This window comes from Nitratidesulfovibrio liaohensis, from assembly GCF_011682075.1.
Classification (GTDB): Bacteria; Desulfobacterota; Desulfovibrionia; order Desulfovibrionales; family Desulfovibrionaceae; genus Cupidesulfovibrio; species Cupidesulfovibrio liaohensis.
Genome location: NZ_VSMK01000740.1, coordinates 1 through 662, shown reverse-complemented (window position 1 = coordinate 662; position 662 = coordinate 1). Strand labels below are relative to the sequence as shown.

The following is a 662-nucleotide window of genomic DNA, read 5'->3' as shown; positions in this document are numbered from 1 at the left end:
GCCGTCCGCATGGCCGCGTGCTCGCGGAAGATGGCGGTCAGCGTGGCGCGCTGCTCCGGCGCTGGCGCGATGATGGACGGCGGCAGCCAGACCCTGTCGGCCTCGGGCACGGATTCCAGCCCGCCCCGGCTCACCTGGCGCACCACGCGCTGCGGCACGTTCAGGCCGTGCACGGGCAGGCGCGCCCAGTCGGCCACGGCGAACACGGGCTTGTACAGTTCGAAGTCGTGGCCCCAGGTCTTCGGCCAGTCCAGGGCACCGGAAAGCTTGTCCAGCGGGGTGGCCCCCCGCGAAAATTCGTCCAGCGCGGGCTGCCCGTCGCTGGGCACCATTTCAAGGCCGATGGCAGGGCGCGCGCCTTCCGCCAGCAGGGCGGTGATGAACGCGGCCTGCGCCCGGTGGTCGCACGCGCTGGTGTGCGATTCACCCAGCAGGATGTAGTCGTGGCGCAGGGCCTGCCGCGCCGCTTCCGCCGGGTCCATGGTGCGGATTTCGCCCGACGGGGACACCGTCACCAGCGTGCCGTCGGGCAGGCGTGGAGTGGTCATGCCCATGCGCGCATCCCCCGGTGCGGTTGCGGTCGCGGTCGCGGCCACTGACGCGGCCCCTGTCGCGGTCGCTGTTGCGCTCACCGGTGCGGCAACGGGCGCATGCGCCGTGCC

General features: G+C 73.0%; 1 protein-coding gene. It reads right to left on the bottom strand.

The genetic code is table 11. The features are described from left to right. Positions 1 to 548: ChaN family lipoprotein (locus FVW27_RS18420; RefSeq protein ID WP_243838570.1), on the bottom strand; the 548-nt coding region annotated here is incomplete at its 3' end. Positions 549 to 662 lie beyond the last annotated feature (114 nt).